This window comes from Shigella sp. SIG3, from assembly GCF_053555855.1.
Map to the genome: position 1 here is coordinate 16,634 of NZ_JBQZXE010000032.1, position 16,498 is coordinate 33,131.

Annotated in this window: 16 protein-coding genes, 3 pseudogenes and 1 other annotated feature; of the genes and pseudogenes, 13 read left to right on the forward strand and 6 right to left on the reverse strand. The window is 49.1% G+C overall.

Annotated elements, in window-relative coordinates; translation table 11 throughout:
• Positions 1 to 59: 59 nt before the first annotated feature.
• A complete protein-coding gene (locus ACUU1I_RS08470; protein ID WP_001295575.1) occupies positions 60 to 680 on the reverse strand; it encodes an L-threonylcarbamoyladenylate synthase in 621 nt (206 codons plus the stop codon).
• Positions 677 to 1,558 carry an RNase RNM gene (gene rnm / locus ACUU1I_RS08475; RefSeq protein WP_001285681.1) on the reverse strand — a complete coding sequence of 294 codons (882 nt, stop codon included), beginning with the start codon at positions 1,556 to 1,558 and terminating at the stop codon, positions 677 to 679. Before rnm ends, ACUU1I_RS08470 begins: the two co-directional genes overlap by 4 nt.
• A gap of 158 nt (positions 1,559 to 1,716) precedes the next feature.
• Positions 1,717 to 1,809 (forward strand) — a sequence feature (Trp leader region).
• Positions 1,810 to 1,830: 21 nt separating this feature from the next.
• Between rnm and trpE the strand changes: the two genes are divergently transcribed.
• The 8 genes from trpE (at position 1,831) to ACUU1I_RS08515 (ending at position 10,059) form a co-directional block, all read left to right on the forward strand.
• Positions 1,831 to 3,393 carry an anthranilate synthase component I gene (trpE, locus tag ACUU1I_RS08480; protein WP_001194616.1) on the forward strand — a complete coding sequence of 521 codons (1,563 nt, stop codon included), beginning with the start codon at positions 1,831 to 1,833 and terminating at the stop codon, positions 3,391 to 3,393.
• On the forward strand, positions 3,393 to 4,988 hold the full coding sequence (gene trpD / locus ACUU1I_RS08485) for a bifunctional anthranilate synthase glutamate amidotransferase component TrpG/anthranilate phosphoribosyltransferase TrpD (RefSeq protein ID WP_000763514.1): 1,596 nt from the start codon (positions 3,393 to 3,395) through the stop codon (positions 4,986 to 4,988). The genes trpE and trpD overlap by 1 nt, the downstream gene beginning before the upstream one ends.
• Complete coding sequence (gene trpCF / locus ACUU1I_RS08490) at positions 4,989 to 6,350, forward strand: bifunctional indole-3-glycerol-phosphate synthase TrpC/phosphoribosylanthranilate isomerase TrpF (protein WP_449144828.1); 1,362 nt, start codon at positions 4,989 to 4,991, stop codon at positions 6,348 to 6,350.
• A gap of 11 nt (positions 6,351 to 6,361) precedes the next feature.
• Complete coding sequence (gene trpB, locus ACUU1I_RS08495) at positions 6,362 to 7,555, forward strand: tryptophan synthase subunit beta (protein WP_000209520.1); 1,194 nt, start codon at positions 6,362 to 6,364, stop codon at positions 7,553 to 7,555.
• Positions 7,555 to 8,361: a tryptophan synthase subunit alpha gene (gene trpA, locus ACUU1I_RS08500; protein ID WP_000443039.1), complete on the forward strand. Its 807-nt coding sequence runs from the start codon at positions 7,555 to 7,557 to the stop codon at positions 8,359 to 8,361. Before trpB ends, trpA begins: the two co-directional genes overlap by 1 nt.
• Positions 8,362 to 8,741: 380 nt before the next feature.
• Entirely contained in the window at positions 8,742 to 8,921 is a 180-nt protein-coding gene (locus tag ACUU1I_RS08505) for a con-10 family general stress protein (RefSeq protein WP_000807650.1), read from the forward strand.
• A gap of 85 nt (positions 8,922 to 9,006) precedes the next feature.
• On the forward strand, positions 9,007 to 9,507 hold the full coding sequence (locus ACUU1I_RS08510) for a YciE/YciF ferroxidase family protein (protein ID WP_001056504.1): 501 nt from the start codon (positions 9,007 to 9,009) through the stop codon (positions 9,505 to 9,507).
• A gap of 45 nt (positions 9,508 to 9,552) precedes the next feature.
• Positions 9,553 to 10,059, forward strand: coding sequence for a ferritin-like domain-containing protein (locus tag ACUU1I_RS08515; RefSeq protein WP_001079508.1), 507 nt, complete (start codon positions 9,553 to 9,555; stop codon positions 10,057 to 10,059).
• A gap of 59 nt (positions 10,060 to 10,118) precedes the next feature.
• Here the strand turns inward: ACUU1I_RS08515 and ompW are convergent, their stop codons facing one another.
• Positions 10,119 to 10,757, reverse strand: a complete 639-nt coding sequence (ompW, locus tag ACUU1I_RS08520; RefSeq protein WP_000737239.1) for an outer membrane protein OmpW — start codon at positions 10,755 to 10,757, stop codon at positions 10,119 to 10,121.
• A gap of 239 nt (positions 10,758 to 10,996) precedes the next feature.
• Here ompW and ACUU1I_RS08525 point away from each other — a divergent pair.
• The 4 genes and pseudogenes from ACUU1I_RS08525 to yciA all read left to right on the forward strand — a co-directional run.
• A pseudogene (locus ACUU1I_RS08525) lies at positions 10,997 to 11,086 on the forward strand (YkgJ family cysteine cluster protein); the annotation flags it as partial.
• Positions 11,087 to 11,113: 27 nt separating this feature from the next.
• A complete protein-coding gene (locus tag ACUU1I_RS08530) occupies positions 11,114 to 11,857 on the forward strand; it encodes a YciC family protein (protein WP_000028533.1) in 744 nt (247 codons plus the stop codon).
• 29 nt (positions 11,858 to 11,886) lie between these two features.
• Positions 11,887 to 12,426, forward strand: coding sequence for a septation protein A (locus ACUU1I_RS08535; protein WP_000808674.1), 540 nt, complete (start codon positions 11,887 to 11,889; stop codon positions 12,424 to 12,426).
• 104 nt (positions 12,427 to 12,530) lie between these two features.
• Entirely contained in the window at positions 12,531 to 12,929 is a 399-nt protein-coding gene (yciA, locus tag ACUU1I_RS08540; protein ID WP_000108160.1) for an acyl-CoA thioester hydrolase YciA, read from the forward strand.
• 39 nt (positions 12,930 to 12,968) lie between these two features.
• Here yciA and tonB read toward each other — a convergent pair whose 3' ends face one another.
• Positions 12,969 to 13,688 carry a TonB system transport protein TonB gene (tonB, locus tag ACUU1I_RS08545; protein ID WP_001127636.1) on the reverse strand — a complete coding sequence of 240 codons (720 nt, stop codon included), beginning with the start codon at positions 13,686 to 13,688 and terminating at the stop codon, positions 12,969 to 12,971.
• A 90-nt stretch (positions 13,689 to 13,778) separates the two neighbouring features.
• On the opposite strand from tonB, the gene ACUU1I_RS08550 reads away from it, so the two are divergent.
• Positions 13,779 to 15,299 (forward strand): recombinase family protein, encoded by a 1,521-nt coding sequence (locus tag ACUU1I_RS08550; protein ID WP_001261196.1) that lies wholly within the window; start codon positions 13,779 to 13,781, stop codon positions 15,297 to 15,299.
• A gap of 32 nt (positions 15,300 to 15,331) precedes the next feature.
• On the opposite strand, the pseudogene ACUU1I_RS08555 reads toward ACUU1I_RS08550, so the two are convergent.
• Both ACUU1I_RS08555 and ACUU1I_RS08560 read right to left on the reverse strand, forming a co-directional pair.
• Positions 15,332 to 16,101 (reverse strand): annotated as a pseudogene (locus ACUU1I_RS08555) (phage baseplate protein).
• Positions 16,102 to 16,274: 173 nt separating this feature from the next.
• Positions 16,275 to 16,498 (reverse strand): annotated as a pseudogene (locus ACUU1I_RS08560) (tape measure protein); the annotation flags it as partial.

Genomic DNA, 16,498 nt, shown 5'->3' on the forward strand with positions numbered 1-16,498 from the left:
AGAATCAATGGCGCCGTATAGCGCCATTTTAAGGCCGCGTAGTATACAGAGTTACGCACTTATAAGAAAGGCTTCACATCACCTACGCCTTCACGCACCACGACCGGCGTATCATCGGTAAGATCAATAACCGTTGTTGGTTTCTGCCCGAGATAGCCGCCGTGAATAATCAAATCTACCTGTTTTTCCAGACGGTCTTTAATTTCTTCGGGATCGGATTCGGTAAATTCGCTGCCTGGCAGCATTAGCGAAGTGGAAAGCATCGGTTCGCCCAGTGCTTCAAGCAACGCCTGCGCAATCGGGTTAGAAGGCACACGCATACCGATGGTTTTGCGTTTCTCCTGCAACAGACGGCGTGGCACTTCCTTCGTCCCCTTCAGGATGAAGGTATAGTTGCCCGGCGTGTTGTTTTTCATCAAACGAAACGCAACGTTATCCACGAATGAATAGGTCGAGAGTTCAGAAAGATCGCGACACATCAGGGTAAAGTTGTGACCGTCCGGCAGCTGGCGAATACGACAAATACGCTCCATGGCGTTTTTATCTTCAATTTTACAGCCGAGCGCATAGCCGGAATCAGTTGGATAGACAATCACCCCGCCTTTACGCACGATCTCCACCGCCTGGTTGATCAGACGTTGCTGCGGGTTATCAGGATGAATATAAAAAAACTGGCTCATAATTCCCTCTCTGTGGTGTTCTGCGGCTGTTCCCATAGCTGCCAGACGCCTTCAACGCCTGCGGGCAGCCAGAGTTTACGACCCAGTTCGATCCACGGGCATGGCTGATGAAAATCAGATCCTTGTGATGCCCATAAATGATGCTGACGCGCAAGTGTGGCCAGCTGGGTGCGTTCATTGGGCGATTGCTGGCACTGCGCGACTTCCATCGCGTCGCCGTGGTGTTCGGCAAAATGCGCAACCAATCTTTTCAGCCATTTAGCACTAAGATTGTACCGCCCAGGATGAGCTAGCACCGCCTTACCGCCAGAATGATGAATGACATCAATAGCTTGTTCTATTGTACACCACTGTGGCGGAACGTATCCGGTTTTCCCGCGCGCCAGATACTTTTTAAAGACATCTGCCATTGAACTGGCTTTGCCGCACTCCACAAGGAAACGCGCAAAATGACCGCGCGTCACTGCGCCGCCCTGCGCCAGTCGTTGTGCGCCTTCCAGCGCCCCAGGTATTTGCGCTTTTTCAAGTCTTTCGGCAATTTGCTGCGCCCGCTGATTGCGCCGTTCTGTCTGCTGCGCGAGGAACTCACACATTAGCGGATGAGTAATATCAATATTCAGCCCGACAATATGAATTTCATGATTTTCCCAGACCGTGGAAATTTCCACGCCGGGAATAAGATTCAGCGCCAGTCCCGAACGTGAAATTTCCTCTCTTGCTGGCGCGATTGCAGCTGTGGTGTCATGGTCGGTGATCGCCAGGGTGCCGACGCGCATCTCGACTGCACGGTGCACCAATGCTTCTGGCGTCAGGCAGCCATCGGAAGCTGTGGTATGGCTGTGCAGGTCGTAAATCACTGCATAATTCGTGTCGCTCAAGGCGCACTCCCGTTCTGGATAATGTTTTTTGCGCCGACATCATAACGGGTCTGGCAAATATTCTGAAATGAGCTGTTGACAATTAATCATCGAACCAGTTGACTAGTACGCAAGTTCACGTAAAAATGGTATCGACAATGAAAGCAATTTTCGTACTGAAAGGTTGGTGGCCACTTCCTGAAACGGGCAGTGTATTCACCATGCGTAAAGCAATCAGATACCCAGCCCGCCTAATGAGCGGGCTTTTTTTTGAACAAAATTAGAGAATAACAATGCAAACACAAAAACCGACTCTCGAACTGCTAACCTGCGAAGGCGCTTATCGCGACAACCCGACTGCGCTTTTTCACCAGTTGTGTGGGAATCGTCCGGCAACGCTGCTGCTGGAATCCGCAGATATCGACAGCAAAGATGATTTAAAAAGCCTGCTGCTGATAGACAATGCGCTGCACATTACAGCATTAGGTGACACCGTCACAATTCAGGCACTTTCCGGCAATGGCGAAGCCCTGCTGGCACTACTGGATAACGCCCTGCCTGCGGGTGTGGAAAGTGAACAATCACCAAACTGCCGTGTGCTGCGCTTCCCCCCTGTCAGTCCACTGCTGGATGAAGACGCCCGCTTATGCTCCCTTTCGGTTTTTGACGCTTTCCGTTTATTGCAGAATCTGTTGAATGTACCGAAGGAAGAACGAGAAGCAATGTTCTTCGGCGGCCTGTTCTCTTATGACCTTGTGGCGGGATTTGAAGATTTACCGCAACTGTCAGCGGAAAATAACTGCCCTGATTTCTGTTTTTATCTCGCTGAAACGCTGATGGTGATTGACCATCAGAAAAAAAGCACCCGTATTCAGGCCAGCCTGTTTGCTCCGAATGAAGAAGAAAAACAACGTCTCACTGCTCGCCTGAACGAACTACGTCAGCAACTGACCGAAGCCGCGCCGCCGCTGCCAGTGGTTTCCGTGCCGCATATGCGTTGTGAATGTAATCAGAGCGATGAAGAGTTCGGTGGCGTAGTGCGTTTGTTGCAAAAAGCGATTCGCGCTGGAGAAATTTTCCAGGTGGTGCCATCTCGCCGTTTCTCTCTGCCCTGCCCGTCACCGCTGGCGGCCTATTACGTGCTGAAAAAGAGTAATCCCAGCCCGTACATGTTTTTTATGCAGGATAATGATTTCACCCTATTTGGCGCGTCGCCGGAAAGCTCGCTCAAGTATGATGCCACCAGCCGCCAGATTGAGATCTACCCGATTGCCGGAACACGCCCACGCGGTCGTCGCGCCGATGGTTCACTGGACAGAGATCTCGACAGCCGTATTGAACTGGAAATGCGTACTGACCATAAAGAGCTGTCTGAACATCTGATGCTGGTTGATCTCGCCCGTAATGATCTGGCACGCATTTGCACCCCTGGCAGCCGCTACGTCGCCGATCTCACCAAAGTTGACCGTTATTCCTATGTGATGCACCTCGTCTCTCGCGTAGTCGGCGAACTGCGTCACGATCTTGACGCCCTGCACGCTTATCGCGCCTGTATGAATATGGGGACGTTAAGCGGTGCGCCGAAAGTACGCGCTATGCAGTTAATTGCCGAGGCGGAAGGTCGTCGCCGCGGCAGCTACGGCGGCGCGGTAGGTTATTTCACCGCGCATGGCGATCTCGACACCTGCATTGTGATCCGCTCGGCGCTGGTGGAAAACGGTATCGCCACCGTGCAAGCGGGTGCTGGTGTAGTCCTTGATTCTGTTCCGCAGTCGGAAGCCGACGAAACCCGTAACAAAGCCCGCGCTGTACTGCGCGCTATTGCCACCGCGCATCATGCACAGGAGACTTTCTGATGGCTGACATTCTGCTGCTCGATAATATCGACTCTTTTACGTACAACCTGGCAGATCAGTTGCGCAGCAATGGTCATAACGTGGTGATTTACCGCAACCATATTCCGGCGCAGACCTTAATTGAACGCCTGGCGACGATGAGCAATCCGGTACTGATGCTTTCTCCTGGCCCCGGTGTGCCGAGCGAAGCCGGTTGTATGCCGGAACTCCTCACCCGCTTGCGTGGCAAGCTGCCCATTATTGGCATTTGCCTCGGACATCAGGCAATTGTCGAAGCTTACGGGGGCTATGTCGGTCAGGCGGGCGAAATTCTTCACGGTAAAGCGTCGAGCATTGAACATGACGGTCAGGCGATGTTTGCCGGATTAACAAACCCGCTGCCGGTGGCGCGTTATCACTCGCTGGTTGGCAGTAACATTCCGGCCGGTTTAACCATCAACGCCCATTTTAATGGCATGGTGATGGCAGTACGTCACGATGCGGATCGCGTTTGTGGATTCCAGTTCCATCCGGAATCCATTCTCACCACCCAGGGCGCTCGCCTGCTGGAACAAACGCTGGCCTGGGCGCAGCAGAAACTAGAGCCAGCCAACACGCTGCAACCGATTCTGGAAAAACTGTATCAGGCGCAGACGCTTAGCCAACAAGAAAGCCACCAGCTGTTTTCAGCGGTGGTGCGTGGCGAGCTGAAGCCGGAACAACTGGCGGCGGCGCTGGTGAGCATGAAAATTCGTGGTGAGCACCCGAACGAGATCGCCGGGGCAGCAACCGCGCTACTGGAAAACGCAGCGCCGTTCCCGCGCCCGGATTATCTGTTTGCTGATATCGTCGGTACTGGCGGTGACGGCAGCAACAGTATCAATATTTCTACCGCCAGTGCGTTTGTCGCCGCGGCCTGTGGGCTGAAAGTGGCGAAACACGGTAACCGCAGCGTCTCCAGTAAATCCGGCTCGTCGGATCTGCTGGCGGCATTCGGTATTAATCTTGATATGAACGCCAATAAATCGCGCCAGGCGCTGGACGAGTTAGGCGTATGTTTCCTCTTTGCGCCGAAATATCACACCGGATTCCGCCACGCGATGCCGGTTCGCCAGCAACTGAAAACCCGCACCCTGTTCAATGTGCTGGGGCCATTGATTAACCCGGCGCATCCGCCGCTGGCGTTAATTGGTGTTTATAGTCCGGAACTGGTGCTGCCGATTGCCGAAACCTTGCGCGTGCTGGGGTATCAACGCGCGGCGGTGGTGCACAGCGGCGGGATGGATGAAGTTTCATTACACGCGCCGACAATCGTTGCCGAGCTGCATGACGGCAAAATTAAGAGCTATCAATTGACCGCTGAAGATTTTGGCCTGACTCCCTACCACCAGGAGCAACTGGCAGGCGGAACACCTGAAGAAAACCGTGACATTTTAACACGCTTGTTACAAGGTAAAGGCGACGCCGCCCATGAAGCAGCCGTCGCTGCGAACGTCGCCATGTTAATGCGCCTGCATGGCCATGAAGATCTGCAAGCCAATGCGCAAACCGTTCTTGAGGTACTGCGCAGTGGTTCCGCTTACGACAGAGTTACCGCGCTGGCGGCACGAGGGTAAATGATGCAAACCGTTTTAGCGAAAATCGTCGCAGACAAGGCGATTTGGGTAGAAACCCGCAAACAGCAGCAACCGCTGGCCAGTTTTCAGAATGAGGTTCAGCCGAGCACACGACATTTTTATGATGCGCTACAAGGTGCACGCACGGAGTTTATTCTGGAGTGTAAAAAAGCGTCGCCGTCAAAAGGCGTGATCCGTGATGATTTCGATCCGGCACGCATTGCCGCCATTTATAAACATTACGCTTCGGCAATTTCGGTGCTGACTGATGAGAAATATTTTCAGGGGAGCTTTGATTTCCTCCTCATCGTCAGCCAAATCGCCCCGCAGCCGATTTTATGTAAAGACTTCATTATCGACCCTTACCAGATCTATCTGGCGCGCTATTACCAGGCCGATGCCTGCTTATTAATGCTTTCAGTACTGGATGACGACCAATATCGCCAGCTTGCAGCCGTCGCTCACAGTCTGGAGATGGGGGTGCTGACCGAAGTCAGTAATGAAGAGGAACTGGAGCGCGCCATTGCATTAGGGGCAAAGGTCGTTGGCATCAACAACCGCGATCTGCGTGATTTGTCGATTGATCTCAACCGTACCCGCGAGCTTGCGCCGAAACTGGGGCACAACGTAACGGTAATCAGCGAATCCGGCATCAATACTTACGCTCAGGTGCGCGAGTTAAGCCACTTCGCTAACGGTTTTCTGATTGGTTCGGCGTTGATGGCCCATGACGATTTGCACGCCGCCGTGCGCCGGGTGTTGCTGGGTGAGAATAAAGTATGTGGCCTGACGCGTGGGCAAGATGCTAAAGCAGCTTATGACGCGGGCGCGATTTACGGTGGGTTGATTTTTGTTGCGACATCACCGCGTTGCGTCAACGTTGAACAGGCGCAGGAAGTGATGGCTGCGGCACCGTTGCAGTATGTTGGCGTGTTCCGCAATCACGATATTGCCGATGTGGTGGACAAAGCTAAGGTGTTATCGCTGGCGGCAGTGCAACTGCATGGTAATGAAGATCAGCTGTATATCGATACGCTGCGTGAAGCTCTGCCAGCACATGTTGCCATCTGGAAAGCATTAAGCGTCGGTGAAACCCTGCCCGCCCGCGAGTTTCAGCACGTTGATAAATATGTTTTAGACAACGGCCAGGGTGGAAGCGGGCAACGTTTTGACTGGTCACTATTAAATGGTCAATCGCTTGGCAACGTTCTGCTGGCGGGGGGCTTAGGCGCAGATAACTGCGTGGAAGCGGCACAAACCGGCTGCGCCGGACTTGATTTTAATTCTGCTGTAGAGTCGCAACCGGGCATCAAAGACGCACGTCTTTTGGCCTCGGTTTTCCAGACGCTGCGCGCATATTAAGGAAAGGAACAATGACAACATTACTTAACCCCTATTTTGGTGAGTTTGGCGGCATGTACGTGCCACAAATCCTGATGCCTGCTCTGCGCCAGCTGGAAGAAGCTTTTGTCAGCGCGCAAAAAGATCCTGAATTTCAAGCCCAGTTCAACGACCTGCTGAAAAACTATGCCGGGCGTCCAACCGCACTGACCAAATGCCAGAACATTACAGCCGGGACGAACACCACGCTGTATCTCAAGCGTGAAGATTTGCTGCACGGCGGCGCACATAAAACCAACCAGGTGCTGGGGCAGGCGTTGCTGGCGAAGCGGATGGGTAAAACCGAAATCATCGCCGAAACCGGGGCCGGTCAGCATGGCGTGGCGTCGGCCCTTGCCAGCGCCCTGCTCGGCCTGAAATGCCGTATTTATATGGGTGCCAAAGACGTTGAACGCCAGTCGCCTAACGTTTTTCGTATGCGCTTAATGGGTGCGGAAGTGATCCCGGTACATAGCGGTTCCGCCACGCTGAAAGATGCCTGTAATGAGGCGCTACGCGACTGGTCCGGCAGTTATGAAACCGCGCACTATATGCTGGGCACCGCGGCTGGCCCGCATCCTTATCCGACCATTGTCCGTGAGTTTCAGCGGATGATTGGCGAAGAAACCAAAGCGCAGATTCTGGAAAGAGAAGGTCGCCTGCCGGATGCCGTTATCGCCTGTGTTGGCGGCGGTTCGAATGCCATCGGCATGTTTGCTGATTTCATCAATGAAACCAACGTCGGCCTGATTGGTGTGGAGCCTGGTGGTCACGGTATCGAAACTGGCGAGCACGGCGCACCGCTAAAACATGGTCGCGTGGGCATTTATTTCGGTATGAAAGCGCCGATGATGCAAACCGAAGACGGGCAGATTGAAGAATCTTACTCCATCTCCGCCGGACTGGATTTCCCGTCTGTCGGCCCACAACACGCGTATCTTAACAGCACTGGACGCGCTGATTACGTGTCTATTACCGATGATGAAGCCCTTGAAGCCTTCAAAACGCTGTGCCTGCACGAAGGGATCATCCCGGCGCTGGAATCCTCCCACGCCCTGGCCCATGCGCTGAAAATGATGCGCGAAAACCCGGATAAAGAGCAGCTACTGGTGGTTAACCTTTCCGGTCGCGGCGATAAAGACATCTTCACCGTTCACGATATTTTGAAAGCACGAGGGGAAATCTGATGGAACGCTACGAATCTCTGTTTGCCCAGTTGAAGGAGCGCAAAGAAGGCGCATTCATTCCTTTCGTCACGCTCGGTGATCCGGGCATTGAGCAGTCATTGAAAATTATCGATACGCTAATTGAAGCCGGTGCTGACGCGCTGGAGTTAGGTATCCCCTTCTCCGACCCACTGGCGGATGGCCCGACCATTCAAAACGCCACTCTGCGCGCCTTTGCGGCAGGTGTGACTCCGGCACAATGTTTTGAAATGCTGGCACTGATTCGCCAGAAACACCCGACCATTCCCATTGGCCTGTTGATGTATGCCAATCTGGTGTTTAACAAAGGCATTGATGAGTTTTATGCCCAGTGCGAGAAAGTCGGCGTCGATTCGGTGCTGGTTGCCGATGTGCCAGTTGAAGAGTCCGCGCCCTTCCGCCAGGCCGCGTTGCGCCATAATGTCGCACCTATCTTCATCTGCCCGCCAAATGCCGATGACGACCTGCTGCGCCAGATAGCCTCTTACGGTCGTGGTTACACATATTTGCTGTCACGAGCGGGCGTGACCGGCGCAGAAAACCGCGCCGCGTTACCCCTCAATCATCTGGTTGCGAAGCTGAAAGAGTACAACGCTGCACCTCCATTGCAGGGGTTTGGTATTTCCGCCCCGGATCAGGTAAAAGCAGCGATTGATGCAGGAGCTGCGGGCGCGATTTCTGGTTCGGCCATTGTTAAAATCATCGAGCAACATATTAATGAGCCAGAGAAAATGCTGGCGGCACTGAAAGTTTTTGTACAACCGATGAAAGCGGCGACGCGCAGTTAATCCCACAGCCGCCAGTTCCGCTGGCGGCATTTTAACTTTCTTTAATGAAGCCGGAAAAATCCTAAATTCATTTAATATTTATCTTTTTACCGTTTCGCTTACCCCGGTCGAACGTCAACTTACGTCATTTTTCCGCCCAACAGTAATATAATCAAACAAATTAATCCCGCAACATAACACCAGTAAAATCAATAATTTTCTCTAAGTCATTTATTCCTCAGGTAATTGTTAATATATCCAGAATGTTCCTCAAAATATATTTTCCCTCTATCTTCTCGTTGCGCTTAATTTGACTAATTCTCATTAGCGACTAATTTTAATGAGTGTCGACACACAACACTCATATTAATGAAACAATGCAACGCAACGGGAGAAATAACATGGCCGAACATCGTGGTGGTTCAGGAAATTTCGCCGAAGACCGTGAGAAGGCATCCGACGCAGGCCGTAAAGGCGGTCAGCATAGCGGCGGTAATTTTAAAAATGATCCGCAACGCGCATCTGAAGCGGGTAAAAAAGGCGGTCAACAAAGCGGTGGTAATAAATCAGACAAATCCTGATTCACCGTTAATTATTAATATCAGCTGATAAAGATAATTGCATCTGCGGGCCGTATGGCTCGCAGTGATTTCACTGGAGAAAAATATGAATATGAAGACCATTGAAGATGTATTTATTCAACTGCTTTCAGATACCTACAGCGCAGAAAAACAATTACCCCGGGCACTGGCAAAACTCGCAAGAGCAACATCAAATGAAAAATTAAGTCAGGCTTTTCATGCGCACCTCGAGGAAACTCATGGACAGATTGAACGAATTGATCAAGTTGTGGAATCAGAATCAAATCTGAAAATTAAGCGCATGAAATGTGTGGCAATGGAAGGTCTTATTGAAGAAGCTAATGAGGTCATCGAAAGTACCGAGAAAAACGAAGTGCGTGATGCCGCACTGATTGCCGCAGCACAGAAAGTCGAGCATTATGAGATTGCCAGTTACGGGACATTAGCGACGCTGGCTGAACAATTAGGTTACCGTAAAGCAGCGAAGCTTCTGAAAGAAACCCTGGAAGAAGAAAAGGCCACCGACATCAAACTGACTGATCTGGCCCTTAATAACGTAAATAAGAAAGCCGAAAATAAAGCCTGATATATGAATTTTAACTTTTAGTCATTTTATAAAGAGGACATTTTCATGAATCGTATTGAACATTATCATGACTGGTTACGTGACGCCCACGCAATGGAAAAGCAAGCCGAATCTATGCTTGAATCCATGGCCAGCCGTATAGATAATTATCCTGAACTACGCGCTCGTATTGAACAACATCTTAGTGAAACCAAAAACCAGATTGTTCAACTGGAAACTATTCTTGATCGTAATGACATTTCACGTTCAGTCATTAAAGATTCCATGAGTAAAATGGCTGCGCTTGGGCAGTCAATCGGTGGTATATTCCCTTCTGATGAAATAGTTAAAGGCTCTATTAGCGGATATGTCTTCGAGCAATTTGAAATCGCCTGTTACACCTCACTATTAGCAGCAGCAAAAAATGCCGGTGATACAGTCTCAATTCCGATCATCGAAGCGATTTTAAATGAGGAAAAGCAAATGGCCGACTGGCTGATTCAGCATATTCCGCAAACAACTGAGAAATTTTTAATTCGTTCTGAAACTGATTGCGTAGAAGCGAAGAAATAATACCCTTTATACCATGTCCTTATTGACCCCGTATATTACGGGGTCGTTTTTGTGCGGAATTAAAAACGATATCCTGCTGAGAACATAAACACCCACGGATCGAGGCGTACGCTATCGTGTTGCTGTGCACCGCCTAGCTTATAATTGGCGGTGGTATCGATATCCATGTACCACACTGACATGTTAACCAACCAGTCACGGTTAATCAGATAATCAACCCCCACCTGCCCGGCAGCTCCCCAGGAATCTTTCAGACTGAGATCGGAAAGCCCCGCCTCTTTGCCATGATCGTTAAATCCATTATCAAAGAAGGTGGTGTAGTTAATACCGGCCCCAACGTAAGGACGGAATTTGCTGCTGGCATCACCAAAATACCACTGCGCCATCAGTGTTGGCGGCAGATGGTGAACGGTTGCAATATCGCCGGTCGCCCGGGTGCCGATTTTATGGCGGAACGGCGTCGCTGCCAGTAATTCCACACCAATGTTGTCGGTCGCCATATAAGTAAACGTCAAGCCCAGTTGAGTGTTATTGGTCACGCTGAATCCACCCAGACTTCCTAACGTACTACCAGCACCTTCTGTTGGACGTACGGTTGCAGAACCTGCACGCATAAAAAATTCGCCTGCTTCATGCGCAAAGGCACTGCCAGAAAGAAGAGTTGTTACTGCCAAAGCCGCCACTGTTAACTTTTTCATATCCGCTCCGTCGTTATGGTTATAAAAACGTGACGAATATACCTACATTGGAGTAACAAATGATCCTACATAGATCACATTACATATGATAATTCACCATTTATTGATCTGGATTAATTTAGAAGTTGCATTGAGAATCCTGGTTAATGTGATTTAAATCAATTTTTAAATATTTTCTCTACGCAAATATTAACTCGATCGCCACTTGCCGCGGTTTGCCCACGCCTGAAGGCCAGCAATTACCTCCGCTTTACAAAGATATGCTTTTCCATACAAGACCTGATGCTGCCACCCGAGGCTTAACCAGGGTACAATTGCCCGCTAATTAACACCTGCATAAAACTCAAGGAGAGTGCATGTCTATCACGGCGCAGTCCGTATACCGTGACACCGGAAATTTCTTCCGTAATCAATTTATGACCATTCTGTTGGTATCGTTGCTATGTGCGTTTATCACAGTGGTGTTAGGGCATGTTTTCTCACCCAGTGATGCACAGCTTGCGCAGCTCAATGACGGCGTGCCCGTTAGCGGCAGTAGTGGGTTGTTCGACCTGGTTCAGAATATGTCACCGGAACAGCAACAAATTTTGCTGCAGGCTTCAGCGGCGTCCACTTTTTCAGAATTAATCGGTAACGCCATTCTCGCCGGAGGCGTAATATTAATTATCCAGCTGGTGTCTGCGGGTCAGAGAGTCTGTGCGCTGCGAGCTATTGGTGCCAGTGCGCCGATATTGCCCAAGTTATTTATTCTGATTTTTCTGACTACCCTTTTAGTACAGATTGGCATCATGCTGGTGGTCGTTCCGGGAATTATCATGGCCATTTTACTGGCCCTGGCACCGGTGATGCTGGTACAGGACAAAATGGGCATTTTTGCCTCGATGCGTAGCAGTATGCGGCTGACTTGGGCGAATATGCGTCTGGTGGCACCCGCAGTACTGAGCTGGTTGCTGGCAAAAACACTGTTGCTGCTTTTTGCCTCTTCTTTTGCCGCATTAACCCCGGAAATTGGTGCCGTACTGGCGAACACCTTGAGCAACCTGATTTCTGCCATATTGCTCATCTATCTGTTCCGCCTGTATATGTTGATTCGCCAATAACCTTAAGCATTTGATTACGGAATCGTAAAATGAAGCAGTTTCTTGATTTTTTACCGCTGGTTGTCTTTTTCGCGTTTTACAAGATTTATGACATCTATGCGGCTACTGCAGCGCTGATCGTCGCCACGGCGATTGTGCTTATCTATAGCTGGGTTCGCTTTCGTAAGGTTGAGAAGATGGCCCTGATCACTTTTGTTCTGGTGGTCGTCTTCGGTGGCTTGACGCTGTTCTTCCACAATGATGAGTTTATTAAATGGAAGGTTACAGTCATTTATGCTCTGTTTGCGGTAGCCCTGTTAGTCAGCCAATGGGTGATGAAAAAGCCGCTAATTCAGCGGATGCTGGGTAAAGAACTCACGCTGCCGCAACCGGTATGGTCGAAGCTAAATCTGGCCTGGGCTGTTTTCTTTATCCTTTGCGGTCTGGCAAACATCTACATCGCATTCTGGCTGCCGCAAAATATTTGGGTCAACTTTAAAGTCTTTGGCCTGACCGCCCTTACCTTAATCTTCACATTGTTAAGCGGTATCTATATCTACCGCCACATGCCGCAGGAAGATAAATCCTAACCAGACTGCCAGTCCTTCGGGGCTGGCGCTGTATCTCCTCTGTTCTCCTCAGGAAAATCATAGTAGCATCGCGCCTGTGATTTTCCTTTTAAGTCGGTTTTACCATGTCTACAACACATAACGTCCCTCAGGGCGATCTTGTTTTACGTACTTTAGCCATGCCCGCCGATACCAATGCCAATGGTGACATCTTTGGTGGTTGGTTAATGTCACAAATGGATATTGGCGGCGCTATTCTGGCAAAAGAAATTGCCCACGGTCGCGTAGTGACTGTGCGGGTTGAAGGAATGACTTTCTTACGGCCGGTTGCGGTCGGCGATGTGGTGTGCTGCTATGCACGCTGTGTCCAGAAAGGGACGACATCGGTCAGCATTAATATTGAAGTGTGGGTGAAAAAAGTAGCGTCTGAACCAATCGGGCAACGCTATAAAGCGACAGAAGCATTATTTAAGTATGTCGCGGTTGATCCTGAAGGAAAACCTCGCGCCTTACCTGTTGAGTAATAGTCAAAAGCCTCCGGTCGGAGGCTTTTGACTTTCTGCTTACTGAATTTCGGTGGTGCCGTTAATTTTAAACAGGATATTCACCACAATCCCACTGCCTGGCTTACCCGGCTCATAACGCCATCTGCGCATCGCATTTTTCACCTCACGCTCAAACATGTTCGCAGGCTTGGCTGAGAGGATTTGTACGTTATCCACGCGACCATCCGGCGTGACGTCAAATTTAACTTTAACCTGCCCTTCAATGCGCAATGCCTGTGCTCGTGCCGGATACTGCGGCTGATTACGGCTTAATGCGCGTGGTCCTGAAGCCACACTGGTAACCGGCTTGCTGGTTGCAGCCGTTGCCGTACTTGATGTGGGGCGCGCGGGTGCCGTATTTTCAAACGGTGATGCCGGACGCGACTCTACGGGTTTGACATCGCGTTTTGGCTGCTCCTGTACCTTTTTCACCGGCTTCGGTTTTGGCTTAGGTTTCGGCTTCGGCTTTTCAATGACCACCGGTGCTTCTTTTGGCGGTTCGGGGATCGGCTCAGGTTCCGGTTCTGGCTCTACCACCGGCTCCGGTGGCGGCTGAACGGCTTGTGGCGGTTCGAGATCAGCAGGCGCAACCATCGTGACAGAAATTGGTTGCGCAGGCGCAGGTAGTTCAATAACCTGATGTACCGAGGTATAGAGCAGACCCGCCACAACAGCACCATGAATGCAGACCGAAAGTAACGTCGGCCAGGGGAAGCGGCGAGGTAAATCAAGGGGCATTGTATTGTAGCTATTCGGCACTGTAGCATTAGCCATAACGTTTATAAGTTCATCTTTAAATGATAATCAATTGCATGGGAGTTTATCACCGTGAGAACCGTAATAACATACTTGAGATTCTCATCAGCCACACAAGGTGCTGAAGGTGCTGATTCAACCAGACGACAAAATGAGCTATTCAAACAGTGGTTAAGGAAGAATAGCGATGCTCAGGTAGTGGCATCTTTCAATGATGAAGGTCTATCCGGTTACAAAGGTAAACACTTATCAGGGCAATTTGGGGATATGCTCTCCCGCATTGAATCAGGGGAGTTTCCAGAAGGGACAATTTTACTAGTCGAAGCTATCGACCGCATAGGCCGCCTTGAACATCTTGAAACAGAAGCCTTGATGAATCGCATTATTGCTCATGGTATCGAGATTCACACTCTACAGGATGGGCTAATCTACACAAGGGATGCTCTATCCGATGATTTAGGAATCTCAATCATTCAGCGGGTTAAAAGCTACATAGCGCATCAGGAGAGTAAACAGAAGTCTTTCCGTGTTAGTCAGAAATGGGAACAACGTGCAAAGCTTGCCCTTGCTGGTGAACAACGTTTAACAAGGAATGTTCCCGGATGGATTGACCCTGAGACTTTTAAACTCAATGAACGTGCTGAAACTGTACGCTTGATTTTCAAGCTGCTGCTAGATGGTGAAAGTCTGCATAACATTGCACGTCACCTACAGGCTAATAACATTAGTTCATTCTCACGACGTAAAGATGCTAATGGATTTAGCGTTCATTCTGTGCGTACTATCTTAAGGTCAGAGACAACGATAGGTACACTACCAGCATCACAGCGCAATGACCGCCCCGCTATACCGAACTACTACGAAGCCGCTATAGATGCTGCAACGTTCAATAAAGCTCAAGAGATTCTTGATAAGAATCGTAAAGGCCGTACACCTGCAAGTGACAACCCACTAACGATTAACATCTTCAAAGGTCTGTTTAGGTGTCAGTGTGGGGCTAGTGTCCATCCTACCGGAACAAAGAATAAGTATGCTGGGGTCTACAGGTGCAATAACCACTTAGACGGTCGCTGTGATGTTCCACCGTTGAAGCGTAAACCGTTTGACCGATGGATGATTGATAATTTTCTGGGGATGATTGACGTGGGGAATGATGGAGAATCAGAGAGGAAGATTGCAGCGTTACAGCATGAGGTTGAAATTGTCACAGCCAGAATCAAGAAAGCTACCGCCCTACTTCTTGAGATGGATGATATTGATGAACTAAAAATTCAGCTTAAGGAACTTAACCAGAAGCGCACAGAACTACAGACCACGATTGATACTATGAAGCGTAAGGCTTCACTCACTGATAAGGAACTACCCCAGCTTAAAGATATTGACCTGACAACTAAAGCGGGTCGTGTCGAGTGTCAATTAATTTTGTCCAAACATCTAAAAGGGCTTACATTGGGTAAGGGTTCAGTAACTATAACGCTACAGAACGACACTGAAATCACCATACCTACAGACCCGCTACCGCTAAATGATGGGTCACCAATCTTTGAAATTGCTGATAAAGAGCTACTGGATATTGATGCTTATCAACTGTAATTTTCAGGGGCTATGAAGCCCCTTTTTATGTCTCAATAAGTGCCCTTCTTATTCGGATTCACAGAGTACTTCCGTAAAGCATTACCCGACTTAAGCACTTTTGAAGCTCGCTCATTAGCTGAGGCTGTGAAGGTGCTCTCACCATTTTTAACGCTAACGCTCTTAGAGCACGTTACACGGGCTTTTAGCGCTTCATCTGATAACTCACTTGCCGAATAGCTAAAAAGCTCTTTACAGGTCAGCATAGGGCTTCCAAGACTCGTTGTAGTGTTGCCAGTGTTCTTTTTACTGGTAGCACCACCATCATTCGTGGTAGCGGTCTTGCCAGTAGCTGCTGAAATATCAGTTTGCCCTACGATTGAACGAAATTCTACACCTTGGAAGGTCATCTGAATACGAAGACCATTAGCAATGGTATGCTCTTTACTCGCTTTAAACTGAGTAATGATACTATCAGTGATAGATATTCCATCTTTACAAACAATAGTGATGATTTGCTTCTGGTCTCGCCATTGTTCAACCGTAGAAATAAAGGTCTCTACAAGTTGCCCCTGTCTGGTTAATAGAACTGAACCCGTCGAATCAACCACTACAACACCGCTAATAGAGATGGTCTTAGGTGCTCTCTGAACATTATCAGTGATAGTTTGCCCCGATTGCATAGCCTGGTTGTCACCATCATCGGTGAGTCATAGTCCATCTGTTCAGTAGCTGTTAAGGCAAGAAAAGATTCTACATTATCTCTAAGGTGAAAATAGATACCATCTTTACCTGAGTATCTAATTTGCTTTGTGTCAAACATTGTTGTTATTCCTATTCTGTTAAGCGTGAGCTACGTGAAATCTAATTTTTGATGTTGGTATCTGCTCAGAAGAAATCACGTAGCATTCGACTATTCATAGTTGAATCGTCATACTAGATAAAGATTAATAGATTGCCATGTGTGGCAATAAATATTAGTAGTTCTAACATTGTTTATTCCTCTGGGTAAGCTGAGCTAATCAAGGTATCTTCCTGCATACGATTAATATGAGATGTGGTTCTTTCATCAATAACCTTTCCATCAAGTACCGTCTGAGTTGTGATATTGATTGTCTGAGGCTGAATATTTACTGACGGTTTGATAACCTTTAAATCTTGTGTGAATGTTTCCACTCGACCTTTCAGATTATTTAATGCTTCAGGTGAAAACTGTGGAA

Excerpts from the sequence above, each read along its gene's own strand:
- trpA (WP_000443039.1), top strand. The coding sequence starts at position 7,555 with ATGGAACGCTACGAATCTCTGTTTGCCCAGTTGAAGGAGCGCAAAGAA.
- ACUU1I_RS08510 (WP_001056504.1), top strand. The coding sequence starts at position 9,007 with ATGAATATGAAGACCATTGAAGATGTATTTATTCAACTGCTTTCAGAT.
- trpE (WP_001194616.1), top strand. The coding sequence starts at position 1,831 with ATGCAAACACAAAAACCGACTCTCGAACTGCTAACCTGCGAAGGCGCT.
- ACUU1I_RS08515 (WP_001079508.1), top strand. The coding sequence starts at position 9,553 with ATGAATCGTATTGAACATTATCATGACTGGTTACGTGACGCCCACGCA.
- tonB (WP_001127636.1), bottom strand. The coding sequence starts at position 13,688 with ATGCCCCTTGATTTACCTCGCCGCTTCCCCTGGCCGACGTTACTTTCG.
- ompW (WP_000737239.1), bottom strand. The coding sequence starts at position 10,757 with ATGAAAAAGTTAACAGTGGCGGCTTTGGCAGTAACAACTCTTCTTTCT.
- ACUU1I_RS08505 (WP_000807650.1), top strand. The coding sequence starts at position 8,742 with ATGGCCGAACATCGTGGTGGTTCAGGAAATTTCGCCGAAGACCGTGAG.
- ACUU1I_RS08530 (WP_000028533.1), top strand. The coding sequence starts at position 11,114 with ATGTCTATCACGGCGCAGTCCGTATACCGTGACACCGGAAATTTCTTC.
- trpD (WP_000763514.1), top strand. The coding sequence starts at position 3,393 with ATGGCTGACATTCTGCTGCTCGATAATATCGACTCTTTTACGTACAAC.
- trpB (WP_000209520.1), top strand. The coding sequence starts at position 6,362 with ATGACAACATTACTTAACCCCTATTTTGGTGAGTTTGGCGGCATGTAC.
- ACUU1I_RS08535 (WP_000808674.1), top strand. The coding sequence starts at position 11,887 with ATGAAGCAGTTTCTTGATTTTTTACCGCTGGTTGTCTTTTTCGCGTTT.
- trpCF (WP_449144828.1), top strand. The coding sequence starts at position 4,989 with ATGATGCAAACCGTTTTAGCGAAAATCGTCGCAGACAAGGCGATTTGG.
- yciA (WP_000108160.1), top strand. The coding sequence starts at position 12,531 with ATGTCTACAACACATAACGTCCCTCAGGGCGATCTTGTTTTACGTACT.
- ACUU1I_RS08470 (WP_001295575.1), bottom strand. The coding sequence starts at position 680 with ATGAGCCAGTTTTTTTATATTCATCCTGATAACCCGCAGCAACGTCTG.